Here is a 24,084-nt window from a genome sequence, read left to right on the forward strand (position 1 = left end):
GTAGGGGCGTGGCGCGCCGGCGGCGTCCAGGCCGCGCGTGGCTGAGTGCGGCGCGGGTCGCGGCCCCGGGGTCGGGGAGCGGACGGCATGGCTGAGCGGCGCGGACCGGTCCTGATCGAGGACGTGGATGGGCCGCGCGTGTCGCCCGGCGACGCGCCGCAGGTGCCCGACACGATGGATGATCGGCCCGACGGCCAGGCGATGCGCACCATGGCGGCGCTGGCGGCGCGGCGCGGCTCGGCGCTGGGGCGGTGGTTCTGGCGCAGCGCCGGGGCGCTCTTCGTCTTCGTGCTGTCGGTCAGCGCGTGGCAGGCGCTGGACGCGCTGTTGGCGACCTATCCGCTGCTGGGATGGGTCGCGGTCGTGCTGGTGGGCACCTTCACCGTGCTCTTGCTGCTGATCTGCCTGCGCGAATTGGCGGCATTGGCGCGGCTGGCGCGGATGGGGCGGCTTCATGCCGAGGCCGAGGCGGCGATCGCCAGCGGCGAGCTCAGCCGCGCGCGCAAGGTCGCCGACCGGATCGCGGGGCTTTACGCGGGGCGCGAGGCACTCAGGTGGGGCCTGGCGCGCTTCGACGAGCGGCGCGGCGACGTGTTCGACGGCGACGCCCTGTTCGCGCTGGCCGAGGACGAGTTGCTGGCGCCGCTGGACGCCGCCGCCCGGATCGAGATCGAGGCGGCGGCGCGGCAGGTGGCCACCGTCACGGCCGTGGTGCCGCTGGCCTTCGCCGACGTGGCGGCCGCGCTGACCAGCAACCTGCGGATGATCCGCCGCATCGCCGAGATCTATGGCGGGCGCGCGGGCACGCTGGGCTCGTGGCGGCTGACGCGCGCGGTGCTGACGCACCTGGTGGCCACGGGCGCCGTGGCGGTGGGCGACGACATGATCGGGTCCGTCGCGGGCGGATCGGTGCTGAGCCGGGTGTCCCGGCGCTTCGGCGAAGGCGTGGTGAACGGCGCGCTGACCGCGCGGGTGGGCATCGCGGCCATGGAAGTGTGCCGACCGCTGCCGTTCTCGGCCCAGCCCAAGCCACAGGTGCACCGGGTCATCGGGCGCGCGTTGTCGGGTCTGTTTTCGGGCGGCAAGGGGGGCGAGTGATGGAAAGCCTGGCGCGCGATCTGGCGGAAATGCAGCGCATTCCCCTGCACGACAGCCACGTGGAGGCCCTGCGCCGCGCGGGGCGCGTGGTGCGGTTCGCGCCGGGCGACCTGGTCGTCACGGCGGGCGCGCCTCAGGGCGATTTCGTCTACCTGGAAGAGGGCGAGATCGAGGTGGTGAACGCCTGGACCGGCGCGCGGCATCTGCCGCACACGCTGGGCCCCACGCAGTTCGTGGGCGAGATCGGGTTCCTGACCGGGGCGGCTGCGTCCATGTCTTTGCGCGCCTGTGCGCCCTGCCGTGCCATCGCGGTGCCCCGCGTCCGGATGATGGAGCTGATGTCGAAGATCCCCGAGATGAGCGACATCGTCATCACCGTCTTCGCCGCGCGGCGGCGGCGCCAGATCGAGCAGGGCGACAGCTCGCTGAAGCTGATCGGCGCCGACGTGGACAAGCGCGTGCGCGAGATCGCCAGTTTCGCGGCGCGCAACCGCATCCCCTATGACGAACTGCCGCTGGGCAGCGCCGCGGCCACTGCCGAGGCCGCGGCCTGCGCGCTGGGCCACGACCAGCCCGCCGTGATCTTCGGGCGCGACCGGGTGATCGAGGATCCGACGCCGCGCAAGCTGGCGCAGGTGCTGGGGCTGGCGTTGCAGATCGCCGAGTGCGAGGTGCTGGACGTGCTGATCGTCGGCGGCGGCCCGGCCGGGGTGGCGGCGGCGGTCTATGCGGGCGCGGAAGGGCTGAGCGCCGTGGTGGTCGAGGATACCGCCATCGGCGGGCAGGCGGGCACGTCCAGCCGGATCGAGAATTACATGGGCTTTCCCACCGGCATCTCGGGCGGCGACCTGGTCTGGCGGGGCGAGGTGCAGGCGATGAAGTTCGGCACCCGCTTCGCCATGCCCGCCCGGGTCGAGCGGATCGAGCGGCGCGGGGACGAGTTCTGCGCGACGCTCGACGACGGCACCGAGCTCTGCGCGCGCGCCGTCGTGGTGGCCACCGGGGTGCAGTATCGCCGCCTGCCCATCGACCGGCTGGACGCGTTCGAGGGCGCGGGCATCTACTACGCCGCCACCGACAGCGAGGCGCGCTGGTGCCGCGACAAACCGGCGGTGGTGATCGGCGGCGGCAATTCGGCGGGGCAGGCGGCGATGTTCCTGTCGCGCTCGGCCAGCCACGTGCACGTGCTGATCCGGGGCGACAGCCTGGCCGCCAGCATGTCCGATTACCTGTCGTCGCGGCTAGAGGCCGATCCCGCCATCACCCTGCATTTCGGCTGCGAGATGACGGGCCTGCACGGCGACGACAGCTTGCAGGCCATCGACGTGCGGAACAGGACCGACGGCACCGTCACGCGGCTGGACGTGGGCGGCGTCTTCATCATGGTCGGGGCCGCGCCCAATACGGGCTGGCTCTGCGGGCTGGCCGAGCTGGACGCCAAGGGCTTCGTCGTGACCGGGCAGGCCACCGGCGGGCGCTCGACCTTCGAGACTTCGACGCCGGGCATCTTCGCGGTGGGCGACGTGCGCGCGGGATCGGTCAAGCGCGTGGCGTCGGGCGTCGGCGAAGGCTCGGTCGTGATCAGCGACGTCTGGGCCCATGTGGACGGGATAAAACACGGCTGACGGCGGAACCATCGCGGCCGATCCGGGTTGGGCGGCGTTAGACTTAGGGATGCGCCAAAATGTCGCCCTTGCCTCCGATCGACGAGATCGACCCAGACAAGCTGAGCGTGGAAAGCTACCGCGCCGAATCCGTGCGACAGTTGACCAAGATCCGTCACCTGCTGGCGTTCCTGTCGCTGCTGGCCGCCACTCTGGCGTGCTTTTTCGCCAAGGACGTGCTGCTGCCGTTGATCCTGGGGGTGATGCTGGCGCTGACGCTCAGCCCGATCGTGCGCAGCGCCGGGCGGGTCGGCATCCCGGCGGCTCTGAGCGCGGCGGTGCTGGTCCTGGGGCTCGGGGTCGGCATCGTCATGGCGGGCTACGCGGCCAGCGGCCCGGTGGCGGGCTGGATGGAGCAGGCCCCGGAAATGGGCGACCGGCTGCGCGACAAGCTGCGCGGCGTCAGCGAATCCGTCGAAAAGGTGAAGGAAGCCAGCGCCGAGGTGGAAGAGATCGCCGACCAGACGGGCGATCTGCGGGTGCAGAAGGTGGCCATCCAGCAGCCCGGCATCCTGAACTCGGCCGTCAGCAACGCGGCCAGCGCGGTCACCACCCTGGCCGTCGCACTGGTCTTCGCGCTGTTCCTGCTGGCGTCGGGCGACATGTTCCGCGCCAAGCTGGTCGAGGTGATGCCGAAACTGTCGGACAAGAAACGCGCCCTGAAGATCATGTCGGGGGTCGAGCGCGCGATTTCGCGCTACCTGCTGACCATCACGCTGATCAATGCGGGGCTGGGCCTGGCGGTCTTCGCGCTGATGGCGGCGGCGGGGCTGCCCAAACCCTATGTCTGGGGGCTTGTGGCCTTCGTGTTCAACTTCCTGCCGTTCCTGGGCGCCATCGCGGGCGTGATCCTGGTGGCGATGTTCTCGATCCTCAGCTTCGACACGCTGGGCCAGGCCACGATCCCGCCGCTGCTGTTCCTGGCGGCGACCAGCGTGGAAGGGCAGTTCGTGACCCCCGCCATCCTGGGCCGCAGGCTGGAGCTGAACACGGTGTCGGTCTTCGTCACGGTGGTGTTCTGGGGCTGGCTCTGGGGCATTCCGGGCGCGCTGATGGCGGTGCCGTTCCTGGTGATCGTCAAGGTGATCTGCGACAACCTGGACAGCCTGTCCACGCTGGGCCATTTCCTGGGCGCGTCCGACATGCGGGTGCGGGTGGACGAGCCGGTCGAGCCGGGGGTCAGGCCCGCCTGAGCGCGCTTGCCGCCCGCCCTTCGCCTGCCTATAAGGCGCGCAACATGGCCCATCTTTCGCTGACCAGACGAATTATCCGCCCGGTTGTCTGACATCGTGTCGGACGGCCGGGATTTCGGCGCTTCGAGCCACGCTCGCGCCCCCTTCACCCCCGAAGACCTCCGATTTGCAAGGGATCTTGCCCCATGTGCGCCGATACGCCCGCCGACACTTCGCCCGACTACAAAGCCACGCTGAACCTGCCCAAGACCGATTTCCCCATGCGCGCGGGCCTGCCCAAGCGCGAGCCCGACTGGCTGGCCCGCTGGGACGCCATCGGCATCTACGACCGGCTGCGCGAGAAAGAGGGCCGCACCCCCTTCACGCTGCATGATGGACCGCCCTACGCCAACGGGCACCTGCATATCGGGCATGGCCTCAACAAGACGATCAAGGACATGATCGTGCGCTCGCGCCAGATGATGGGGTTCGACGCGCGCTATATCCCCGGCTGGGACTGTCACGGCCTGCCCATCGAGTGGAAGATCGAAGAGAAATACCGCGCCAAGGGCCGCGACAAGGACGCCGTGGATGTCGTTGAATTCCGCCGCGAATGTCGCGAGTTCGCCGCCGGTTGGGTGGATATCCAGCGCGACGAGTTCAAGCGGCTGGGTATCACTGGCAACTGGGCCGATCCCTATCTGACCATGGACTACCACGCGGAAGCGGTGATCGCGGCCGAGTTCCAGAAATTCCTGATGAACGGGACGCTGTATCAAGGCTCGAAGCCGGTCATGTGGTCGCCGGTGGAAAAGACCGCTTTGGCCGAGGCCGAGGTGGAATACCACGACCGCCAGGTGGACGCGATCTGGGTGAAGTTCCCGGTCGTCAACGCCACGTCGGCGGCCTATGACGCCGAGCTCGACATCGCGCACGAGGAAGGCACCGTCGAAGAGCGCGAGGCGGCGAACGCGGCCAACGCCCGGCGCGAGGCGCAGTTGCGCGCGGCCACGGTGGTGATCTGGACCACGACCCCCTGGACGATCCCGCAGAACCGGGCGATCTGCTTCGGCCCCGAGATTTCATACGGGCTTTATGAGGTCACGGACACGCCCGACGAGTGCTGGGCGGCGAAGGGCGACACCTACCTGCTGGCCGATGCGCTGGCCGGGCAGGTGATGGAAGCGGCGCGGCTCGAGGACGGGATGTTCACCCGCCTGCGCGGCGTCCAGCCCGAGGAACTGCGCGAAGTGACCTGCGCGCATCCGCTGCGCGGGGCCGAGGGTGCGGCGGGCGAATGGGATTTCGACGTGCCGCTGCTGCCGGGCGATCACGTCACCGACGACGCGGGCACCGGCTTCGTGCACACGGCCCCCAGCCACGGCGACGACGACTTCGCCATCGGGCGCGCGCATGGCCTGCCGATGACCTACAATGTGCTGGACGATTCCAGCTACCGCGCCGACCTGCCGTTCTTCGCGGGCGAGCAGATCATCAGGCCCAACGGCAAGCCCGGCGGCGCCAACAAGGCGGTGATCGCCAAGCTGGTCGACACCGGCGCGCTGCTGGCCCGGTCGCGCATCACCATCTCCGACGCGCATTCGTGGCGCTCGAAGGCGCCGGTGATCCGGCTGAACCGCCCGCAATGGTTCGCCGCCATCGACAAACCCGTGGGCGACGGGCAGGACACCTACGGCAAGACGATCCGGCAGCGCGCGCTGACCTCGATCGACGAGCTGGTGGAATGGACGCCCAAGCGCGGCCGCAACCGCCTGCACGCCATGATCGAACAGCGCCCCGACTGGGTGCTGAGCCGCCAGCGCGCCTGGGGAGTGCCCATGACCTGCTTCGTGAAGGCGGGCGCGAAACTGGACGATTCCGACTTTCTGCTGCGCGATCCGGCCGTCAATGCCCGGATCATTGACGCTTTCGAACAAGAGGGCGCGGATGCCTGGTATGCCGACGGCGCCAAGGCGCGCTTCATCGGCGACGCCGCCAACCCCGACGACTACGAGCAGGTGTTCGACATCCTGGACGTGTGGTTCGATTCAGGCTCGACCCATGCCTTCGTGCTGCGCGACCGGCCCGACGGGACCGAGGACGGCATCGCCGACGTCTACATGGAAGGCACCGACCAGCACCGCGGCTGGTTCCATTCGTCGCTGTTGCAGGCCTGCGGGACCATCGGGCGCGCGCCCTATCGCGCGGTCGTGACCCATGGCTTCACGCTGGACGAGAAGGGCATCAAGATGTCCAAGTCGCTGGGCAACACCATCGTGCCCGACGAGGTCGTGAAGCAATACGGCGCCGACATCCTGCGGCTATGGGTGGCGCAGACCGACTATACCGCCGACCAGCGGATCGGCCCCGAGATCCTGAAGGGCGTGGCCGACAGCTACCGGCGGCTCCGCAACACCATGCGCTTCCTGCTGGGATCTCTGCCCGACGACGTGCCCGCGCTGCCGGACGAGCTGCCCGAGCTGGAACGCTTGATCTTGCACCGCCTGCACGAGATCGACGGACAGGTGCGCGCGGCCTACACGGCCTACGATTTCCAGCGGGTCTGGCGCACGGTCTTCGACTTCGCCACGCTGGACCTGTCGGCCTTCTATTTCGACGTGCGCAAGGACGCGCTCTACTGCGACGCCGCGGACAGCCCGCGCCGCGTGGCCTGCGAGGCCGTGCTGGGCGAGATCTACCAGCGGCTGGTCACGTGGCTGGCGCCGATCCTGGTCTTCACCATGGAAGAGGTCTGGCTGGAGCGGTTCCCCGAGGACGGCAGCTCGGTCCACCTGCAGGACCTGCCCGACGCGCCGGCCGACTGGGCCGACACCGCGCTGGCCGAGCGGACGCACACCATGCGCGCGGCCCGCCGCGTGGTGCTGGGCGCGCTGGAGGAAGCGCGCCGCGACAAGACCATCGGATCCAGCCTGGAAGCCGCGCCGGTGGTGCATCTTTCCGGCAAGTTCGCCGATACGATCCGGGATCCGGACCTGTTCGCGGATCTGTGCATCACGTCGCACGTGACCCTGACGACCGATCCCGCGCCGGGCGATGCGTTCACGCTGGACGACGTGCCGGGCGTGGCGGTGGTGTTCGCGCGGGCGCAGGGCGGCAAGTGCGCGCGGTGCTGGAAGGTGCTGCCGGACGTGGGCACCCATCGCCACGACGGCGTCTGCGGGCGCTGCGACAGCGCGCTGGGCTAGGGGCCGACCGCGGGCTTGATCTGCGTCAAGTGCCCGCGGCCCCACCGCGCTAGCGTTCCGCCCATGCGGATCACAAGGGCGGACCGAAGCGATGGCACAGACATGGACATTTCCGACGATCGCGGCCGCGTGCCTTCTGGCAACGTCGGCCTCGGCGCATGACGCGGGCGGATGGCAGCAGGGCTGGGGCGGCAACCACATGATGGGGCCCGGCTGGGGCATGGGCCAGATGATGGGGCGGGGCCATGGGCCCGGTCCGATGATGGGTCCGGGCTATGGCTCCGGCCCGCAACCCGACTGGCGCGGCGGGGCGGGTCCCGGATACGGATACGGCCAGCCGCTGCAACAGGACCTGGGCACCGACGACGTGCTGCGGATGATCGAGCAACGGCTGGCCTGGATGAACAATCCCAACCTCAAGCCCGGACAGATCGACGAACGGGACGCCGACACGATCATCGCCGAGATCGTGACCCAGGACGGATCGCTGGTCGAACGGCTGGCCGTGGACCGTCACACCGGCTGGATGCAGCCGATCCGCTAGGCCGCGCCTTCGTCTTTGCGCGCGTCACGCGGGCCGCGGCTGGTGTTTTCCGCGGCGCCCGCTAGGCTGAGTCCCGACACGTTTGGGAGGACGCCATGACCATCATCCAAAGCCCGTACCCGGAGATCGACATCGCCGAGATCTCGATCACCGAACGCCTGTTCCGGGGGCTGGACGGGCAGGGCGATGCGGTCGTTCTGACCGACGGGCCGACGGGACGGACCCTGACCGCGGCCGGGCTGGAACAGGCGATCCGCAGGCTTGCGGGCGGGCTGAAGGCGCACGGCCTGCAGAAGGGCGACGTGGTCGCGCTGATGGCGCCCAACATTCCCGAATATGCCGTGGTGTTCCACGCCGTCGCCTTCGCGGGCGGGATCGTGACGACCATCAACCCGACCTACACGGCCTACGAGGTCGAAAAGCAGCTGAAGGCGTCGGGCGCCAAGATGCTGATCACGGTGCCGGCCTTCGTCGACACCGCCGAGGAAGCGGCGTCGGGCACAAAGGTCGGCCGCATCGCCGTGATCGGCGGCGCGGGCGACATGGGGCTGGACGCGCTGATGGGCGATCCGCTGGACGCCCAGGTGCCGGTCGATCTGGAGCGCGACGTGGTGGTGCTGCCCTATTCGTCGGGCACGACGGGCCTGCCCAAGGGCGTGATGCTCAGCCACCGCAACATGGTGGCCAACGTGGACCAGACGCTGGCCGTGCTGCCCATCGCGCGGGGCGAGGCGACGGTGGCCTTCCTGCCGTTCTTTCACATCTACGGCATGAACGTGCTGATGAACGCGTTCCTCGCCGGGGGCGGCGCGCTGGTCACCATGCCGCGCTTCGACCTGGAGATGTTCCTGACGCTGGTCGCCCGGCACGCGACGCCCAAGCTTTACACCGTGCCGCCCGTGGTGCTGGCGCTGGCCAAGCACCCGATGGTGGACGCCCATGACATGTCGGCGGTGGCCCAGCTGATCTGCGGCGCGGCGCCCTTGGGCGGCGATGTGGCCGATGCGGCGGCGGCCCGGCTGGGTGCGGTCACCACGCAGGCCTACGGCATGACCGAGCTGTCGCCCGTCAGCCACGCGACGCCGATCGAGACGCCCCGCTCGGGCGCGTCGGGGGTCCCGCTGCCCAACACCGCCTGCCGGATCGTGAATTTCGAAACCGGGGCCGATTGCGCGCCCGGCGACGAGGGCGAGCTGTGGGTGAAGGGCCCGCAGGTCATGCTGGGCTACCTGGACAACGACGCCGCGACGCGGGCGACAATCACGGATGACGGCTGGCTCAGGACGGGCGATCTGACCGTCGCCGACAAGGACGGCTTCTTCTTCATCCGCGAGCGGGTGAAAGAGCTGATCAAGGTGAAGGGCTTCCAGGTCGCGCCCGCCGAGCTGGAGGCCGAGCTGCTGGCCCATCCCGAGATCACCGACGTGGCCGTGGTTGGCAAGCCCGACGACGAGGCGGGCGAGGTGCCGATGGCCTTCGTCGTGCGCGCCGCGGGCAGCACGCTGGACGCCGACGCGGTCTCGGCCTTCATCGCCGCGCGGCTGTCGTCCTACAAGGTGCCCCGGGACGTACGCTTCGTGGACGAGGTGCCGAAATCGGCGTCGGGCAAGATCCTGCGCCGCGTGCTGCGCGACCAGATTGCCTGACGACGCCGCCATCGCCCACGCGCTGATGACGCTGGCGCGGGAGCGCGGGCCGGACAAGTCCTTCTGCCCGTCCGAGGCGGCGCGCGCGGTGGCTCAGGACTGGCGCCCGCTGATGGACGACGTGCGGCGCGTGGCGGCGACACTGCCGCTCAGCGCCACCCAGGGCGGGGAGCCGGTCGATCCCGAAACCGCCAAGGGCCCGATCCGGCTGTCGCTGGCCCCGTGAGCACGGGCGTTTTCCTCGCGGTGCTGGCCGCGGCGTTCCTGCACGCCGCGTGGAACAGCCTGGTCAAGCTGGGCGCGAACAAGCTGACGGCCATGCTGATCCTGACCATCGTGCAGGGCTGCGCGGGGCTGGCCATCCTGCTGACGCGGCCCTTTCCCACCGTCGACTGGGTGCCGTGGCTGGCCATGAGCGGGGCGTTCCACGCGGGCTACAAGCTGTTCCTGGCGCTGGCCTACGAGAACGGCGATCTGAGCCGGGTCTATCCCATCGCGCGGGGCGCCGCGCCGCTGATCGTGCTGGGATCCAGCGGGATTTTCCTGTCCGATCCGCTGGACGGCCGGGACATCGTGGGAATTCTCGTGCTGGGCGCGGGGATCCTGGGGATGGCACGGGGCGTCTTCGGCGCGGGCGAGGCGGTGGCGCTGGTGCCGCTGGCGCTGGGCTCGGCGGCGATGACGGCGGGCTATTCCATCGTCGACGGTCTGGGCGCGCGGGTGTCGGGCGACGCGGTGGCCTATGTGGGGTGGCTGTTCTTCCTCGACATGGCGCTCTTCACGCCGGTCTGCCTGGCGCTGCGGGGACGCGACGTCCTGCGCGCCGACGCCCGGGCCTGGCGCGTGGGCGCGCTGGCCGCCACCGCATCCTACGCCGCCTACGCGATCGCGGTCTGGGCGATGACCGTCGCCCCCATCGCGCTGGTCGCGGCGCTGCGCGAGACGTCGATCCTGTTCGCGGTGCTGATCGGCTGGCTGGCCATGGGCGAACGGATGGACACCGGCAAGGCGGTGGCCGCGCTGCTGATCGTCAGCGGCGTCGCGCTGACGCGGCTCTAAGGGCGCGAATTTTCGCAGGAAAATTCGGCGTTGCCGCGGGCGGTGGGCAAATTTTCGTCGAAAATTTGCGCGCCGGTCAGAGCGGGTCGCCGTAGATCAATTGCTGCGCGATGCCCGCGAAGCCCAGGTAGAGCGACAGCACGATCAGCGCACCCTCCAGCAGGTCGGGCGTCGCGAAGTTCTGCCACGCCGCGAGCGCCGCCAGCGCCGTCCACGCCATCGCCGCCGGAAGCGTCACCGCCCGCCAGCGCATGGTGCGGATGGGGTGGACGAATTTCAGCGGCACGAACATGGCCGCGGCCAGCAGCACGGTGATGACCAGGATCGTCCACCACTCGGGCTCGACCGCGAAGAACACCAGCACCGCCATGTTCCAGCACCCCGGGAATCCCGCGAAGCTGTAATCGGTCGTCTTCATCCGGGTGTCCGCGAAATACACGACCGAGGTATAGGTGATCACGATGATCGCGATCCAGCCGGTCCAGCCCGGCAGCAGGTCCGAGCGGAACAGCGCGTAGGCCGGGATGAACACGTATGTCAGGTAGTCGATGATCAGGTCCATCAACACGCCGTCGTATTCCGGCGCGTTCTTCTGCACATCGTATTTGCGCGCCAGCGGCCCGTCGATGCCGTCCACGAAGAACGCCACCACCAGCCACAGCCACATCAGGTCCCACTTTTCGTCCACCGCGGCCAGCATGGCCAGCATGGCGAACACGGCACCGGTGGCGGTCAGCAGGTGGACGGACAGGGCTTTGAGATAGGTGTTCATCCCCCGGTCATGGCCGAGGCGGCGCAGCGGCGCAATCAGGCACGCGCGGGTCCGTGTTTTTGCTCGAGCGTCTTGGCAAATTTGCCAAGCCGCTTGTCCAGCCGCCGGGTCAGGGCCGATTTCGCCAGTTTCAGCGATTGCACCAGCAGCCGCCCGGTGATCGAGCGGGGCCGCAGGTCGATCGACACGAACAGCCGCGTCAGGTTCGGCGCGACCTCGAGCAGCTCGACATTGAACATCATGTCGACGCCGTCGGTTTCCCCCTTCATGGCCAGCTGCTTGTCGGTGTCGTAGGTCACCACGCGCGCCTCGGCCAGGCGGCGGCGGCCGCGGAACTCGAAGCCGATCCGCCAGCGGGCCTGCGCCTTGCCCTCGCGGCCATCGTCCAGCCGCGCGACCGATGCGCCCTTGTCCCGCGCCCGCTCTTCGAACGTGTCGAAATCGCTGATCGCGTCAAACACCTGGTCGGCGGGCAGATCGACATCGCGGCGGGTGGAAATCTTCATGGGATATGCTCGTATTCACCGCCGTCGAATTCGTCAATCCAGCGTATCGGCCAACCAGTTACGAATCAGGAAATGCGCGATCGCCCCTTCCCGTGCGGGCGAGATGTCGGGATGGTCGCCCGCGAAAGCGCGCACCATCTCCTCGCGCGAGACCCAGATCGCGTGTTCGATTTCGGCGGGGTCGATGGTGATGTCGCGGCTGGTCGCGTCGCCGTGGCAGCCCAGCATCAGCGACGCGGGGAAGGGCCAGGGCTGGCTGGCGAGATAGCGGACCCGGCCGACCCGCACGCCCGCCTCTTCGAAGGTTTCGCGGCGCACGGCGGCTTCCAGCGTCTCGCCCGGCTCGACGAAGCCCGCCAGCAGCGAATACATCCGCTCGGGCCAGCCGGGCGAGCGGCCCAGCAGCAGGTCGTTGCCATGGGTGATCAGCATGATCGCCACCGGGTCGGTGCGGGGGAAGTGATGCGCGCCGCACTCCGGACAGCTGCGTTGCCAGCCGGCCTGGGCGGGTTCGGACGCGACGCCGCAGCGGGCGCAGAAGCGGTGGATCCGGTGCCATTCCAGAAGCGCGCGCGCCGTCGCCGCCAGCTCGCAGGCGCGCGCGTCGAGCCGGGTCATCACCGCGCGCAGTTCGTGAAAGCCATCGGTGTCGGGCAGGGCGGGGTGGTGCTGGACGGACGGGTCGCGAAACGCATCCAGCGTGTCGGGCAGGGTGTCGGGCTGCCACCCGCTCAGATCGGCGGCAAAGACGGGACCGTGGGCGTCGCGGCCCAAAAACACCACCAGCCCGCGCGCCGCCAGCACCGCCTCGTCGCTCGGCAAAAGGCAGAGCGCGCAGCCATCGCCCTGCTGGCGGACCAGCGGCTTGCCCCGCCAGAGCGGCAGCACGCGGGCCCCGGGCGCGGACCAGAGCCGATCGGCCCCCGCACGCTCGTGGGCGGCGCGATCCAGTCCCGATCCGCCGAATGTCACCTCTTCCGCGTGTCTCATGTCGTCCCCGGCTTTTGGCCGGATCCTTGCGGCATGACGATAAGATTTGCAACGCGAGACGTTTTCTGACTACGCTCAACCCAAGGTGGAGTGCTGAAACATCCGCCATAGGGATTGACGGGAATGGATACGCGGGACGCGGGGGCGGCCGTGGTCGCACCTGATGGTGCGTCCGCGTCGTCCGAAAAAGACGGGAGCATTGTGTCTTTGCGGTTGCTGGCCACCAGCGATCTGCATGGCCACGTGCGCGCCTTCGACTACGCCGCGGGCCGCCCGAAGCCGGGCCGGGGGCTGGAGGCCGCCGCCGAGCTTGTCGCACAACTCAGGCGCGAGGCCGCCAACAGCCTGCTCTTCGATGCGGGCGATTTCCTGTTCGGCTCGGAGTTGACGGATCCGGTGGGTGGGCCCGATGCGGACGCGCCCGCGGCGCAGGTCCAGCCGCATCCGATGGTCGCCGCGATGAACGCGCTCGATTTCGACGCGGTCGCGCTGGGCAATCACGATTTCGATTTCGGCACGGCCCCGCTGAGGGCGGCGCTGCGCGCGGCGCGGTTCCCGGTGCTGGCCTCGAACCTCTATACCATGCGCGATCCGGCATCGGGCGCCACGCTGTCGCAGCAGGCGGCGCTGCTGACCCGCAAGCTGACGGACCGGGCCGGCGCCAGCCACGTGGTGCGGATCGGCGTACTGGCCTTCCTGCCCCGCGCGCTGCTGTCCCAGACCGCGCAGCGATACCCCGACGTGGCCGACCTGGCCCTGTGCGAGGTGGCGCAGGTGGCGGCCCTGCGGGTGGCGCGGTTGCGGGCGCGGGGCGCCGACCTGGTGGTGGCGCTGTGCCACGACGGTCTGCGCGACAGGACCGCGTCGGAGGCGGGCGGGCCGCTTTGGCTGGCCCGGCACGGCGGGGTCGATGCCATCGTGATGGGCCACGAGCATGGCGTCTTCCCGCGCCCCCAGGCGCGCAGGCCGTGCGAAAGCCCGGTGGCGGGCGTGGATGCCGATGCGGGCCTTCTGGCGGGCGTGCCCGCGGTCATGCCGGGCAGCCAGGGCCAGCACGTGGGCCGGATCGACCTGGAGATCGCGCGCGATGCCGCCGGAAGCTGGCGGGTCGTGTCCCGCCACGTGGCCACGCTGAGCACCGCGGGCCTGGGCGGCCGACCCCATCCCCCGGCCCGCGGCAGGGTCCTGCAGGACCTGACGGCCACCGCCCATGCGCGCGCCTGCGCCATCGCCGCCCGCCCCATCGCCAACCTGCCGCAATGCGCGTCCACCTATCTGGCGCGGCTGGGGCGCTGCCCGCTGACCATGCTGGTGGCGCGGGTCATGGCCCGGACCGTGGCCGAGCGGATGCCCGGCCACGCCTCGGCGCCGGTCATCGGCCTGGCCGCGCCGTTCCGCAGCGGCGGGCTGGGCGGGCCCGAGAATTTCGTGGCGATCCCCGAAGGACCGCTGAGCTTGGGCCACCTGAACGACATCTTCCCCTTCCCCGACCGTATCTGCGCGGTCGAGGTCACCGGCGCCGAGCTGTGGGACTGGGTCGAGCGCACGGCCGCGGGCTTCCGCCGGATCGAGGCCCATGGCGGCCCGCAACCCCTGGTCGAGCCCGCGATGCCGGGGTCGGATTTTCACCTGAGCCCGGATCTGTCGATCACGCTGGACCTGTCCCGGCCCGCGCGGTTCACGCCCGCGGGTGCGGCGGTGCCCGGGCAGCCGGGGCGGGTGATCGACCTGGTGCTGCGCGGGCGGCGCGTGGCGCTCGACGGGCGATTCGTGCTGGCGCTGACCGAATACCGCGCGGGCGGGGGCGGCGCCTTTCCGGGCTGCGCGCCCGACCGGTTGCGGTGGACCAGCGAGATCTCGGTGCGTGCGGCGCTGGAACGCAGCGCGGGCGCCTGCATGTCCGGCGCGCTTTACGAGCCGGGCGTGAAACTGCACGTCCCCGAAGGCGCGGTGCCGCTTTTCACCACCGGTCCGGGCGCCATCGGCGATGCCGCGGCCCTGCGCGCCGCGCGGCTCGAAGCGGTCTGGCCCGCGGGAAGCGACTGGCTGGAATGCCGCCTGACCGGGGATGCGCCGCCCCTTGAATTCGGAAGCGCGGGGGCATATTTGAGCCCTCGAGAGGTTGGCGCGGGCAGGCACCTCGCCAACCCGGTCAGATCCGGAAGGAAGCAGCCGTAACGAGCCTCGCTTGGGTCGTTGTCCAGCCTCTCACCTTCCGAAAGCGCCGCCCCCGACCCTGGGGGCGGCGTTTCACGTTTGGGCCCCGCTGCGGGCGGCGGTCCGGCTGGCGGTCGACGGATTCCAGGTATTTATGGAAAGATGAAGCAGGGGGTGGCGCGCCACGGCGGCTTGGCGCTGGCGGCGCGGGGCGTTAAATCTGTTTCCATGAGCGACAAGAACAAGCTGGCGCAGGACCGCACCCAATGGGCCGAGGACCGCACCGACTGGGCCGAGGATCGCACGATCCTGGCGGCCGAGCGGACCTATGCGGGCTGGGTGCGCACCGGGTTGACCACCATGGTCGTGGCCATCGCCTTGCAGGGCGTGTTCGGCCCCGCCGAGCCCGACTGGCTGCCCAAGGCGGTGGCCACGATCTTCATCTTCGCGGCACTCTGCATCTTCGTCGCCGGTTGGGCCGAGGCCATCATCAACCGGCGCAATTTTTCCACCTGGGACGCCCGCTGCCAGCCGCTGTGGCGGCTGCACCTGCTGACGGTCGTCCTGTGCTGCGGCACGGTGTTCACCGGCGTGGTGCTCTGGCTGCTGTGATCGAAGGGCGCTAGGCTGACGGCTGTCCGAATCGTCCGAGGTGCCATGTCCGACCAGCCCGCCTACCAGGTGCTTGCCCGCAAGTATCGCCCCCAGACCTTCGCCGACCTGATCGGCCAGGACGCCATGGTGCGCACGCTGGAAAACGCGTTCAAGGCCGACCGCATCGCGCAGGCCTTCATGATGACGGGCATCCGCGGCACCGGCAAGACGACCACCGCGCGGATCATCGCCAAGGGCATGAATTGCGAAGGCCCCGACGGGCAGGGCGGGCCGACCACGACCCCCTGCGGGCAGTGCGCGCCCTGCATCGCCATCGCCAAGGGGCAGCACGTGGACGTGATGGAGATGGACGGCGCGTCGCAGACCGGCATCAACGACATCCGCGACAACGTCCTGAACTCGGTGCAGTACGCGCCCGCCTCGGCGCGCTACAAGATCTACATCATCGACGAGGTGCACATGCTGTCCACGGCGGCGTTCAACGCGCTACTGAAGACTCTGGAAGAGCCGCCTGCCCACGTGAAGTTCATCTTCGCCACCACCGAGATCCGCAAGGTGCCGGTCACGGTTCTGTCGCGCTGCCAGCGGTTCGACCTGCGCCGGATCGAGCCCGAGGTGATGCTGGAGCATCTGCGCGGCATCGCAGGGCAGGAGCGGGCCGAGATCGCCGAAGACGCGCTGGCGCTGATCGTGCGGGCCGCCGAAGGATCGGTGCGCGACGCGCTGTCGCTGATGGACCAGGCGATTTCCCACGGCGCGGGCGAGACGACGGCAGACCAGGTGCGCGCCATGCTGGGGCTGGCGGACCGGGGCCGGGTGCTGGACCTGTTCGACATGGTGATGAAGGGCGACGCGGGCGGCGCGCTGGCCGAGCTGTCGGGGCAATACGCCGACGGGGCCGACCCGCTGGCGGTGCTGCGCGACCTGGCCGAGATCACGCATTGGCTGTCGGTCATCAAGATCACGCCCGATGCCGCCGACGATCCCACCATCGGCCCGGACGAGCGGGACCGCGGGCGGCGGATGGCCGAGGCGCTGTCGATGCGGGTGCTGACGCGGACCTGGCAGATGCTGCTGAAGGCGCTGGAGGAAGTGGCCGCGGCGCCGAACGCCATGATGGCGGCCGAGATGGCGGTGATCCGGCTGACCCACGTGGCGGACTTGCCACCGCCCGAGGACCTGTTGCGCAAGCTGGCCGACGGCCCGCCCGCGGGCGGCGCGCTCGCCCCGCGCGCGCCGTCGCCCGCGTCCTCGGGCAACGCTCCGGTCGCGCAGGGGGGCGGCAGCGGCGGCGCGAGCGGCGGGGCGGTGACGGCGCTGGCCGAGGCGCCCGACGCGCTGGCGCGATTCGCGACCTTCGAGCAGGTGGTGGCGCTGATCCGCTTCAACCGCGACGCCAAGCTGCTGATCGACGTGGAAACGGGCGTGAAGCTGGTCAGCTACCGCCCGGGCCGGATCGAGTTCGAGCCGTCGCACGAGGCGCCGCGCGACCTGGCGGCCCGGCTCTCGGCCCGGTTGCAGACCTGGACCGGCGTGCGCTGGGCGGTCTCGGTCGTCTCGGAGGGCGGGGCCGCGACCATCGCCGACGAGCGCGACGCCGAGCGGCGCGCGCTCGAAGCCCAGGCCGAAGGCCATCCGCTGATGCAGGCGGTGCGCGCCACCTTCCCGGATGCCAAGATCCTGGAAATCCGGTCGCTGGCCCAGATCGCGGCCGCGGCGGCGGCCGAGGCGTTGCCGGAAGTCGAGGATGAATGGGATCCCTTCGCCGACGACTGACGCCGGGCCACGTTTTCCGCGCGGAAAACGGTACGGAATTCGTGAGAATTCCGCCCCGCGCTTGCGAAGGGGCGCGACGCTTCGTATCTGATGACGAACAATGCGTCGAGGCAGGAGAGAACGAGATGTTCAAGGGATTGGGCGGAATGGGCGACATGGCCAAGATGATGGCCGCCGCCAAGGACATGCAGGGCAAGATGGAAGGGCTTCAGGACGAGCTGCGCTCCATCACCGTCACCGGCGAGTCCGGCGCGGGGCTGGTCAAGGCCACCGCCACCGCCAAGGGCGAGCTGACCGCGCTGGATATCGACCCGTCGATCTTCAACGCCGACGAGAAGGAAGTCGTCGAGGACCTGATCCTGGCCGCCATCAAGGATGCCCAGATCAAGGCATCCGAGCGGTCGCAGCAGGAAATCCAGAAGCTGACCGAGGGCCTGGGCCTGCCGCCCGGCATGAAGCTGCCGTTCTGAATTCGTGGCTCAGGGCCAGGACGATGTTCAGGCGCTCATCGACCTGATGGCGCGGCTGCCGGGTTTGGGTCCACGCTCGGCCCGGCGCGCGGTGCTGCACCTGATCAAGAAGCGCGGCCAGCTGATGCGCCCGCTGGCGCAGGCGCTGGCGGACGTGGCCGACCGGGTGAAGCCTTGCGTCAATTGCGGCAATATCGGCACCGGTGAAGTCTGCGACATCTGCCAGTCCGAAAAGCGCGCCACCGGCGAGATCTGCGTGGTCGAAGACGTGGCCGACCTGTGGGCCATGGAGCGCGCGCAGGTCTTCCGGGGCCGCTACCATGTGCTGGGCGGCACGCTGTCGGCGCTGGATGCGGTCGGACCCGACGATCTTCGGATCCCGCACCTGCTCGAGCGGATCGGTCGCGAAGAGATCGCCGAGGTCATCCTGGCGCTGAACACCACAGTGGACGGCCAGACGACGGCCCATTACATCGCCGACCAGCTGGAAGGGCGCGGCGTGGCCGTCACGTCGCTGGCCCAGGGGGTGCCCATTGGCGGCGAGCTCGACTACCTGGACGATGGCACCATCGGCGCGGCGCTGAAGGCGCGAAAGTCGGTTTAGGCCCGAAAGACCGGCGTCCCCGGTTTATCCACCTAGATCTTGTGGCTGACGCTTGTCTGTCCACAAGAACCTGCAACCCCGGGCAAAATAAGGACTGGACAGGTCCAGCCCCTTCCCACACCATATCTTGTAAGGACGAACGCAGAACGCCGCTTGTCCTTGAGCAGCCACCAAGCCCTAGCGCCATCAAGGCCGGGGCGCAAAAAACGAGGCCGCGCATGTCGCTGACCGAGCAGTATTTCCAAACCGACGATTTGGATCCGATCGACATCGTCGAACATCTTGCCGAGTACCACGACTGGGAATTCGACCGGGTCGCCGAGGACCAGATCGCCATGATGGTGCAGGGCCAATGGCGCAACTACTCGCTGACGCTGGCCTGGGCGCCGCAGGACGAAACGCTCCGGCTGATCTGCACCTTCGAGATGGAGCCGCCCCAGGATCGGCTGCAGTCGATCTACGAGGTGCTGAACGGCGCCAACGACAATGTCTGGGCGGGTGCTTTCACCTACTGGGCCGAGCCGCGGCTGATGGTCTATCGCTACGGGCTGGTGCTGGCGGGTGGCCAGATCGCGAGCCCCGAGCAGATCGACCGGATGATCGCGGCGGCCGTGGGCGCGGCCGAGCGGTTCTACCCGGCCTTCCAACTGGTGGGCTGGGGCGGACGCACCCCCGACGAGGCGCTTCAGGTCGCCATCGCCGAGGCTTACGGACGCGCCTAGGCGTGCGCCGTCCCCTGGGCCTTGGCCGGGCGCGCATGTTCGGCCCTTAGCCACAGGGCAGCCAAGGCCGGGAACGCCGCGCTGCCCAGGAACAGCGCGGCGGGACCGAAGCTGTCTGAAACGATCCCGCCAAGGGCCGGGCCCAGAACGCTGCCGATCGCCGTGACGACAAGGGCGGCGGTGAAGCCCAGCGAGGGCAGGGCCGGAAAGATCCGCGCGCACCAGAAGGACAGCACGGCACTGACCATCATCACGTGGATTCCCTGCAGGCCCGCGGAGGCGACGAAGCCCCACCAGGTCCCCGGCGCCAGGACCACCAGCGCCAGCGATACCGCCCCCGACACCATCAGGGCGCGCAGCAGCCAGGTCTGGCCGACGCGGCGCGTCACGGATTCGGTCAGAAGGCCCGACAAGCCGAACAGCCCGTAGGTCACGAAGATGGCGGCGGGGATGGCCTTGACCGGCAGGCCGGGCGGGCCGCCCCGGCTGCGCATGTGGTCCGCGGCGAAGGACAGGTAATTGGCCGACACGATGCCGAAGACAAAGCCGACCACGTAAAGGGGGATCGCGTCGCGGCGCAGGACCGTCCGCCAGTCGATGGCGGTGTCGGCCGCGCGTTCGACTTGGCGCAGGGCCGCCCAGTTGCCGATCAGGACCAGCGCCGCGGCCACGGCGAAGCCAGCCCAGACGATGCGCCACGACAGGCCAAACAGCACCATGCCCAATGCGCAGGTGCCAGCCAGCGCGATGCCGATGGCGGTGCCGCTGCTGATGCCCGACAGCGCCACCGGCTGCCATCCCGCCTGCACCTTGCGGCTGACCGCGTCGTTGAACGGGGTCCAGTCGAAGCCCGCGCTGGATGCCGCGAGACAAACGCCGAGCGCAAGGACCCATACGTTCGGAGCCAGGGCCACCAGCGCGATGCCCAGCGTCGCGCAGGTCAATCCCGTCAGCACGGGCGCTTCCGGACCTCGGCGCAGCAACAGGAGCTGGGCGAAGACCAGGCCCAGAAGGAACCCGAAGAAGCCGACGCTGGACACGATGCCGACCAGCGTCGTGGACAGGGCGAAGTCGTCTCGGAACTCGGGCACGAACAGACCGAACCCCATGCGGGCGGGGCCGAACGCGATGGCGGTCGCGGCGAAACCGGCGGCGGAAAGGCTTTTGAAATAGGTGATGGCGCGTCTCCGTTTCGCCCGAAACTCAGGGCGCGCCGGACCGGATCCATGTCCCACACCATTTGTCGCAGGCCCGCAGCGCGCCCCCTCGGTCCGCGCAAATCGCCCGTTAACTTTTCGTTAACCTTTTGTTAAGGTTTACACCGGTTTCACCAAGACGCGCGGCCCGCGTCCGATGTAGCGGGTGTGCATGGCATACGAAACGGAACTGGCGGCGATCCTGTGTTCGCTCATCCTGGGGGGTGAGGCCGAAGTCTCGCACCCCTATTCCGTGGGCTACGACCTGCACCGCATAAGGGTCGATTGCGAAACCGACACCCAAGTGGTCGAGGTCGGCAAGGACAAGCGCTCGTCGCTCGATTCGGTCCAGCAGGCCCTGTTCGCGTCCGAGCTGACGGGCAAGACGCCCATGGTCGTGATGATCGACACCGACGGGCGCGAAGGGCCCTTCGAGCTGCGGGTGCGCACGGTCGCGCAATCGCTCGGGGTGCCCTACCGGACATATACGCAGGACTACCTGATCCGCTGGAAGATGACCTCGTGGCTGCGCGAGATGGCACGCCCGGTCAAACCCAACTCTTGATTGCCGGGCGCGTGGCTGCATGTTTGCCTTAGGCAGACAGGGGGACGCGCATGGATATGGACGATCTGAAAGACCGGGGGCTGGTGCTTCTGGGCTGCGGCAAGATGGGCTCGGCCATGCTGGAAGGCTGGCTGGCGGGAGCGCTCGAGCCGCACCATGTCTGGGTGCGCGATCCGAAACCGTCCGACTGGCTGCAGGGCCTCGACGGGCTGCACCTGAACCAAAGCCTGCCCGACGCCCCCGCCATGGTGCTGGTTGCCGTGAAGCCGCAGATGATGGACGACGCGCTGCCCGAATTGCGGGCGCTCGGCAACGGCAAGACCGTGTTCCTGTCGGTGGCCGCGGGCACGGCCATCGCGAAATACGAAGCGCTCCTGGGCGACGCGACGCCGGTGATCCGCGCCATGCCCAACACGCCCGCCGCGGTGGGCCGGGGCATCACCGCGCTGGTCGCCAATGCCAAGGGCGCACCGTCGCTGCCGCTGGCCGAAAAGCTGCTACAGGCGGTGGGCCAGACCGTGCGGCTGGACAGCGAAGACCAAATGGACGCGGTGACGGCGGTGTCGGGCTCGGGGCCTGCCTACGTGTTTCACATGATCGAATGCCTGGCGCAGGCGGGCGAGGCGCAGGGCCTCGACGCCGAGCTGGCGCTTGCGCTGGCCAAGGCCACGGTCGGCGGCGCGGGTCACCTGGCCGAGAATTCCCCCAAGGATCCCGGGCAGTTGCGGGTCGACGTTACATCGCCCAACGGCACCACCGAGGCGGGGCTGAAGGTGCTGATGGCGGACCTGCCGGACCTGGTGAAGCGGACCGTGGCCGCGGCGGCTGATCGGTCGCGGGAACTCAAGGGATGACAGTTACTTACGACGACTTCTTAAAGCTGGACATCAGGGTCGGCACCGTCACCCGCGCCGAGCCGTTCCCCGAGGCGCGCAAGCCCGCCATCAAGCTCTGGGTCGATTTCGGCGGCGATCTGGGCGAGCGGCGCAGCTCGGCCCAGGTCACCGCGCATTACACGCCCGACGCGCTGGTGGGCCGACAGGTGCTGGCGGTGGTGAACTTCCCGCCGCGACAGATCGGCCCGGTGAAATCCGAGGTGCTGGTGCTGGGCCTGCCCGACCCGGATGGCGAGGTCGTGCTGATCGCGCCAGACCAGCGCGTGCCGGACGGGGGGCGGATGCATTGAAGACGCTTTTCGTCAGCCGCTGGGTGCCCGACCAGACCTTCGCCGCGTTGCGCGAGATCTACGACGTCACGCACGAGGACAAGCCGCTGAGCGCCGCCGAGGCGCGCCACCGGATGGCCGACTACGACGCGATGCTCTGCTGCATCGGCGACGACCTGTCCGAAGACGCGTTCGAGGGCGATCCGCGCTGCGGGCTGATCGCCAATTACGGCGTCGGCTACAACCACATCGCCGTCGAGGCCGCGCGCGCCAAGGGCGTCGCCGTGACCAACACGCCGGGCGCCGTGACCGACGGGACGGCCGACATCGCCCTGACGCTGATCCTGGCGGCCCGCCGCCGCGCGGGCGAGGGCGAGCGCCGCCTGCGCGCGGGCGACTGGGACGGCTGGCATCCGGGCGACCTGCTGGGCGGGCACGTCACGGGCGCGCATCTGGGCGTAGTCGGCATGGGCCGCATTGGCCGCGCCATCGCCGCGCGGTGCCACCACGGCTTCGGCATGGAGGTGTCGTTCTTCAACCGCTCGCGGGTCGATGACCTGGATTTCCCGGCGCGGCAGGTTGACGACCTGCGAAAACTGGCCGCGGCGGTCGACATTCTTGTCCTGGCCGTCCCGGCCTCGCCCGAGACGCATCACATGATCGACGCGCAGGTGCTGGCGGCCATGCGGCCCGACGCGCATCTGGTCAACATCGCGCGCGGCGACGTGGTGGACGAGACGGCGCTGATCGCGGCCCTGCAGGATGGCACCATCGCGGGCGCGGGGCTGGACGTCTACGAGCACGAGCCGCACGTGCCCGACGCGCTGAAGGCGATGGAAAACGTGGTGCTGCTGCCGCATATGGGCACGTCGGTGATGGATGTGCGGGTGCTGATGGGCGAGGTGATCCTGGAAGACCTGCGCGCCTTCGCGAAGGACGCGCCGCTGCCGCACCAGCTTTAGACCGGGCTGGCCCCGTTCATGGCATCGCGCCAGTGGCGGCGGCAGAGCGACACGTAGGTCTCGTTCCCGCCCACCTGCACCTGCGCGCCTTGGGTCAGCACCCGGCCCTCGGCGTCGCGCCGCACCACCATGGTGGCCTTGCGCCCGCAATGGCAGATCGTGCGCACCTCGCGCAGGTCGTCGGCCCAGGCCAGAAGCGCGGCCGAGGCCGGGAACAGCCGCCCCTGGAAGTCCACGCGCAGCCCGTAGCACATGACGGGCACGCCCAGGTCGTCGGTCACGCGGGCCAGCTGCCAGACCTGATCGGGCGTCAGGAACTGCGCCTCGTCCACGAAAATGCAAGCGATGTCAGCGTCTTGCAGCCACATCTTCGCGCGGTCGAACAAATCGTCCCCGGGCCCGCAGGTGTCGGCCTCGGCCGAGATGCCGATGCGGCTGCCGATCCGGCCATCGCCCGCGCGGTTGTCGGTGCGGGTCGTCAGCAGGCGGGTTTCCATGCCGCGTTCGCGGTAGTTGTGCGACGCCTGCAAAAGCAGCGTCGATTTGCCCGCGTTCATGGTGGAATAGTGGAAATAGAGCTTGGCCATGGCGCCGGAATTAGCGCCATGGCCGGACCGCTTCAACCGCGGATCAGTTCGGCAGCAGCACCGTGTCGATCACGTGGATCACGCCGTTCGTGGCCATGATATCGGCGGTCGTGACCGCCGCGTCGTTGACCAGCACGCCGTTGGTGCCGTCGATGGTCACGGTCTGGCCCTGCACGGTCGCCACGGCCGCGCGCTGACCGGCCAGCTGGTCCGAGGTCACGGCGCCGGGCACCACGTGGTAGGTCAGCACCTTTACCAGCTGGTCCTTGTTCTCGGGCAGAAGCAAATTGTCGACCGTGCCCGCGGGCAGGGCCGCGAAGGCGGCGTTGGTCGGCGCGAACACGGTGAAGGGGCCGGGGCCCTGCAGCGTGCCGACCAGGTCGGCGGCGTCCAGGGCGGCCACGAGGGTCGAGAAATCGGGGTTCGCCGACGCGACATCGACGATGTCATCGCCGCCGGCGGTGGTCACGCAGGCGGACAGGCCGAAGGCGGCGACGGTGCCGAGCGCGAGCGTTTTCAGGGTCTGACGTCTGTTCATGGTGCATCCTTTCGAGTTGAAAAGGCGCGCCTTCTATCTCCCGGCACGCAACGTGACGCTAGGTAAACTG

At 69.4% G+C, this 24,084-nt stretch carries 23 protein-coding genes, 1 other RNA gene and 1 pseudogene; 19 read left to right on the forward strand and 6 right to left on the reverse strand.

Annotated elements, in window-relative coordinates; all coding sequences use genetic code 11:
• Positions 1–87 precede the first annotated feature (87 nt).
• The 8 genes from ILP92_RS07800 (at position 88) to ILP92_RS07835 (ending at position 10,389) form a co-directional block, all read left to right on the forward strand.
• Complete coding sequence (locus ILP92_RS07800; RefSeq protein ID WP_198915823.1) at positions 88–1,098, forward strand: YcjF family protein; 1,011 nt, start codon at positions 88–90, stop codon at positions 1,096–1,098.
• Entirely contained in the window at positions 1,098–2,723 is a 1,626-nt protein-coding gene (locus ILP92_RS07805; protein ID WP_198915824.1) for an FAD-dependent oxidoreductase, read from the forward strand. The genes ILP92_RS07800 and ILP92_RS07805 overlap by 1 nt, the downstream gene beginning before the upstream one ends.
• Positions 2,724–2,782: 59 nt before the next feature.
• Positions 2,783–3,955: an AI-2E family transporter gene (locus ILP92_RS07810; protein WP_198915825.1), complete on the forward strand. Its 1,173-nt coding sequence runs from the start codon at positions 2,783–2,785 to the stop codon at positions 3,953–3,955.
• Between the two features lie 185 nt (positions 3,956–4,140).
• A complete protein-coding gene (gene ileS / locus ILP92_RS07815) occupies positions 4,141–7,140 on the forward strand; it encodes an isoleucine--tRNA ligase (RefSeq protein ID WP_198915826.1) in 3,000 nt (999 codons plus the stop codon).
• Between the two features lie 91 nt (positions 7,141–7,231).
• A complete protein-coding gene (locus ILP92_RS07820) occupies positions 7,232–7,684 on the forward strand; it encodes a hypothetical protein (RefSeq protein WP_198915827.1) in 453 nt (150 codons plus the stop codon).
• 95 nt (positions 7,685–7,779) lie between these two features.
• The gene (locus ILP92_RS07825) at positions 7,780–9,330 is read left to right on the forward strand and encodes an AMP-binding protein (RefSeq protein WP_198915828.1); all 1,551 of its coding nucleotides are present in this window, start codon (positions 7,780–7,782) and stop codon (positions 9,328–9,330) included.
• Positions 9,323–9,556: a DUF3253 domain-containing protein gene (locus tag ILP92_RS07830; RefSeq protein WP_214649984.1), complete on the forward strand. Its 234-nt coding sequence runs from the start codon at positions 9,323–9,325 to the stop codon at positions 9,554–9,556. The genes ILP92_RS07825 and ILP92_RS07830 overlap by 8 nt, the downstream gene beginning before the upstream one ends.
• Entirely contained in the window at positions 9,553–10,389 is an 837-nt protein-coding gene (locus ILP92_RS07835) for an EamA family transporter (RefSeq protein ID WP_198915829.1), read from the forward strand. Before ILP92_RS07830 ends, ILP92_RS07835 begins: the two co-directional genes overlap by 4 nt.
• Before the next feature lie 76 nt (positions 10,390–10,465).
• Here ILP92_RS07835 and ILP92_RS07840 read toward each other — a convergent pair whose 3' ends face one another.
• The 3 genes from ILP92_RS07840 to nudC are packed head-to-tail and all read right to left on the reverse strand — an operon-like array spanning position 10,466 to position 12,657.
• The gene (locus ILP92_RS07840) at positions 10,466–11,161 is read right to left on the reverse strand and encodes a CDP-alcohol phosphatidyltransferase family protein (protein WP_198915830.1); all 696 of its coding nucleotides are present in this window, start codon (positions 11,159–11,161) and stop codon (positions 10,466–10,468) included.
• A 35-nt stretch (positions 11,162–11,196) separates the two neighbouring features.
• Positions 11,197–11,667: an SRPBCC family protein gene (locus ILP92_RS07845; protein ID WP_198915831.1), complete on the reverse strand. Its 471-nt coding sequence runs from the start codon at positions 11,665–11,667 to the stop codon at positions 11,197–11,199.
• A 33-nt stretch (positions 11,668–11,700) separates the two neighbouring features.
• A complete protein-coding gene (nudC, locus tag ILP92_RS07850) occupies positions 11,701–12,657 on the reverse strand; it encodes an NAD(+) diphosphatase (RefSeq protein WP_198915832.1) in 957 nt (318 codons plus the stop codon).
• A 123-nt stretch (positions 12,658–12,780) separates the two neighbouring features.
• Between nudC and ILP92_RS18830 the strand changes: the two are divergent.
• From ILP92_RS18830 to ILP92_RS07890, 7 genes and pseudogenes are all read left to right on the forward strand, one after another.
• Positions 12,781–14,415 (forward strand): annotated as a pseudogene (locus tag ILP92_RS18830) (5'-nucleotidase C-terminal domain-containing protein); the annotation flags it as partial.
• 358 nt (positions 14,416–14,773) lie between these two features.
• Positions 14,774–14,870, forward strand: an RNA gene (gene ffs / locus ILP92_RS07865) — signal recognition particle sRNA small type.
• A gap of 172 nt (positions 14,871–15,042) precedes the next feature.
• Entirely contained in the window at positions 15,043–15,426 is a 384-nt protein-coding gene (locus ILP92_RS07870) for a YidH family protein (RefSeq protein WP_198915833.1), read from the forward strand.
• Between the two features lie 45 nt (positions 15,427–15,471).
• On the forward strand, positions 15,472–17,205 hold the full coding sequence (locus ILP92_RS07875) for a DNA polymerase III subunit gamma/tau (protein WP_198915834.1): 1,734 nt from the start codon (positions 15,472–15,474) through the stop codon (positions 17,203–17,205).
• Positions 17,206–17,330: 125 nt separating this feature from the next.
• On the forward strand, positions 17,331–17,675 hold the full coding sequence (locus ILP92_RS07880) for a YbaB/EbfC family nucleoid-associated protein (RefSeq protein ID WP_198915835.1): 345 nt from the start codon (positions 17,331–17,333) through the stop codon (positions 17,673–17,675).
• Positions 17,676–17,679: 4 nt separating this feature from the next.
• Positions 17,680–18,279 (forward strand): recombination mediator RecR, encoded by a 600-nt coding sequence (gene recR, locus ILP92_RS07885; protein ID WP_198915836.1) that lies wholly within the window; start codon positions 17,680–17,682, stop codon positions 18,277–18,279.
• A gap of 218 nt (positions 18,280–18,497) precedes the next feature.
• Positions 18,498–19,001 carry a type III secretion system chaperone family protein gene (locus tag ILP92_RS07890; RefSeq protein ID WP_198915837.1) on the forward strand — a complete coding sequence of 168 codons (504 nt, stop codon included), beginning with the start codon at positions 18,498–18,500 and terminating at the stop codon, positions 18,999–19,001.
• Here the strand turns inward: ILP92_RS07890 and ILP92_RS07895 are convergent.
• Positions 18,998–20,236, reverse strand: a complete 1,239-nt coding sequence (locus tag ILP92_RS07895) for an MFS transporter (protein WP_368667857.1) — start codon at positions 20,234–20,236, stop codon at positions 18,998–19,000. The two genes, ILP92_RS07890 and ILP92_RS07895, sit on opposite strands and share 4 nt — an antisense overlap.
• Positions 20,237–20,369: 133 nt before the next feature.
• On the opposite strand from ILP92_RS07895, the gene ILP92_RS07900 reads away from it, so the two are divergent.
• From ILP92_RS07900 to ILP92_RS07915, 4 genes are read left to right on the forward strand one after another with little or no spacing between them, the layout of a single operon-like run.
• Complete coding sequence (locus ILP92_RS07900; protein ID WP_198915839.1) at positions 20,370–20,762, forward strand: hypothetical protein; 393 nt, start codon at positions 20,370–20,372, stop codon at positions 20,760–20,762.
• 50 nt (positions 20,763–20,812) lie between these two features.
• The gene (gene proC, locus ILP92_RS07905; protein WP_198915840.1) at positions 20,813–21,616 is read left to right on the forward strand and encodes a pyrroline-5-carboxylate reductase; all 804 of its coding nucleotides are present in this window, start codon (positions 20,813–20,815) and stop codon (positions 21,614–21,616) included.
• Positions 21,613–21,948, forward strand: a complete 336-nt coding sequence (locus ILP92_RS07910) for a tRNA-binding protein (RefSeq protein ID WP_198915841.1) — start codon at positions 21,613–21,615, stop codon at positions 21,946–21,948. The genes proC and ILP92_RS07910 overlap by 4 nt, the downstream gene beginning before the upstream one ends.
• Positions 21,945–22,889 carry a 2-hydroxyacid dehydrogenase gene (locus tag ILP92_RS07915; RefSeq protein WP_198915842.1) on the forward strand — a complete coding sequence of 315 codons (945 nt, stop codon included), beginning with the start codon at positions 21,945–21,947 and terminating at the stop codon, positions 22,887–22,889. The genes ILP92_RS07910 and ILP92_RS07915 overlap by 4 nt, the downstream gene beginning before the upstream one ends.
• Here ILP92_RS07915 and ILP92_RS07920 read toward each other — a convergent pair.
• Positions 22,886–23,476: a thymidine kinase gene (locus tag ILP92_RS07920; protein WP_198915843.1), complete on the reverse strand. Its 591-nt coding sequence runs from the start codon at positions 23,474–23,476 to the stop codon at positions 22,886–22,888. The genes ILP92_RS07915 and ILP92_RS07920 overlap by 4 nt on opposite strands.
• Before the next feature lie 43 nt (positions 23,477–23,519).
• Positions 23,520–24,014: a fasciclin domain-containing protein gene (locus ILP92_RS07925; protein WP_198915844.1), complete on the reverse strand. Its 495-nt coding sequence runs from the start codon at positions 24,012–24,014 to the stop codon at positions 23,520–23,522.
• Positions 24,015–24,084: the final 70 nt, after the last annotated feature.

The organism is Palleronia pontilimi, from assembly GCF_016412875.1.
Lineage (GTDB): Bacteria > Pseudomonadota > Alphaproteobacteria > Rhodobacterales > Rhodobacteraceae > Palleronia > Palleronia pontilimi.

What these genes read in the sequence shown, in the direction of transcription:
- ILP92_RS07925 (WP_198915844.1), bottom strand. Translation starts at nt 24,014, where the DNA reads ATGAACAGACGTCAGACCCTGAAAACGCTCGCGCTCGGCACCGTCGCC.
- ILP92_RS07820 (WP_198915827.1), top strand. Translation starts at nt 7,232, where the DNA reads ATGGCACAGACATGGACATTTCCGACGATCGCGGCCGCGTGCCTTCTG.
- ILP92_RS07825 (WP_198915828.1), top strand. Translation starts at nt 7,780, where the DNA reads ATGACCATCATCCAAAGCCCGTACCCGGAGATCGACATCGCCGAGATC.
- ILP92_RS07800 (WP_198915823.1), top strand. Translation starts at nt 88, where the DNA reads ATGGCTGAGCGGCGCGGACCGGTCCTGATCGAGGACGTGGATGGGCCG.
- ILP92_RS07900 (WP_198915839.1), top strand. Translation starts at nt 20,370, where the DNA reads ATGGCATACGAAACGGAACTGGCGGCGATCCTGTGTTCGCTCATCCTG.
- ILP92_RS07920 (WP_198915843.1), bottom strand. Translation starts at nt 23,476, where the DNA reads ATGGCCAAGCTCTATTTCCACTATTCCACCATGAACGCGGGCAAATCG.
- ILP92_RS07890 (WP_198915837.1), top strand. Translation starts at nt 18,498, where the DNA reads ATGTCGCTGACCGAGCAGTATTTCCAAACCGACGATTTGGATCCGATC.
- ILP92_RS07840 (WP_198915830.1), bottom strand. Translation starts at nt 11,161, where the DNA reads ATGAACACCTATCTCAAAGCCCTGTCCGTCCACCTGCTGACCGCCACC.
- ILP92_RS07805 (WP_198915824.1), top strand. Translation starts at nt 1,098, where the DNA reads ATGGAAAGCCTGGCGCGCGATCTGGCGGAAATGCAGCGCATTCCCCTG.
- nudC (WP_198915832.1), bottom strand. Translation starts at nt 12,657, where the DNA reads ATGAGACACGCGGAAGAGGTGACATTCGGCGGATCGGGACTGGATCGC.
- ILP92_RS07870 (WP_198915833.1), top strand. Translation starts at nt 15,043, where the DNA reads ATGAGCGACAAGAACAAGCTGGCGCAGGACCGCACCCAATGGGCCGAG.
- ILP92_RS07810 (WP_198915825.1), top strand. Translation starts at nt 2,783, where the DNA reads ATGTCGCCCTTGCCTCCGATCGACGAGATCGACCCAGACAAGCTGAGC.
- ileS (WP_198915826.1), top strand. Translation starts at nt 4,141, where the DNA reads ATGTGCGCCGATACGCCCGCCGACACTTCGCCCGACTACAAAGCCACG.
- ILP92_RS07880 (WP_198915835.1), top strand. Translation starts at nt 17,331, where the DNA reads ATGTTCAAGGGATTGGGCGGAATGGGCGACATGGCCAAGATGATGGCC.
- ILP92_RS07875 (WP_198915834.1), top strand. Translation starts at nt 15,472, where the DNA reads ATGTCCGACCAGCCCGCCTACCAGGTGCTTGCCCGCAAGTATCGCCCC.
- ILP92_RS07910 (WP_198915841.1), top strand. Translation starts at nt 21,613, where the DNA reads ATGACAGTTACTTACGACGACTTCTTAAAGCTGGACATCAGGGTCGGC.
- ILP92_RS07845 (WP_198915831.1), bottom strand. Translation starts at nt 11,667, where the DNA reads ATGAAGATTTCCACCCGCCGCGATGTCGATCTGCCCGCCGACCAGGTG.
- proC (WP_198915840.1), top strand. Translation starts at nt 20,813, where the DNA reads ATGGATATGGACGATCTGAAAGACCGGGGGCTGGTGCTTCTGGGCTGC.